This is a genomic window from Streptomyces sp. PTL18 (assembly GCF_059510295.1).
On record NZ_JCAJZO010000140.1, the window covers coordinates 1 to 498 of the forward strand.

Below are 498 nucleotides of genomic sequence, written 5' to 3' on the forward strand. Positions count from 1 at the left end.
GCGGGGTTCTTCGGGATGAGTCCGCGGGAGGCGTTGGCGGCGGATCCGCAGCAGCGGTTGTTGTTGGAGACGTCGTGGGAGGCGTTGGAGCGGGCGGGTGTCGCTCCGGGGGGTCTGCGGGGCAGTCGTACGGGTGTTTTCGCGGGGACGAACGGTCAGGACTACACGGGTGTGCTGCTGGCCTCGGGTGAGGACTTCGAGGGTCATGTCGGTACGGGTAATGCGGCGTCGGTGTTGTCGGGCCGGGTGTCGTATGTGTTGGGGCTCGAGGGTCCGGCGGTGACGGTGGACACGGCGTGTTCGTCGTCGTTGGTGGCGTTGCATCTTGCGGTGCAGGCGCTGCGCGGTGGTGAGTGTGATCTGGCGTTGGCCGGTGGTGTGACGGTGATGTCGACGCCGGGTGCGTTCGTGGAGTTCTCGCGGCAGCGGGGGCTTGCGGTGGACGGGCGGTGCAAGGCGTTCGCGGAGGGTGCGGACGGGACCGGCTGGGGTGAGGGC

1 protein-coding gene is annotated in these 498 nt (G+C 68.9%); it reads left to right on the top strand.

Annotation, left to right across the window (positions count from 1 at the left end; all coding sequences use genetic code 11):
- On the top strand, window positions 1-498 hold a 498-nt coding region (locus tag AC5WS8_RS39370; RefSeq protein WP_496108272.1), incomplete at both ends, for a beta-ketoacyl synthase N-terminal-like domain-containing protein.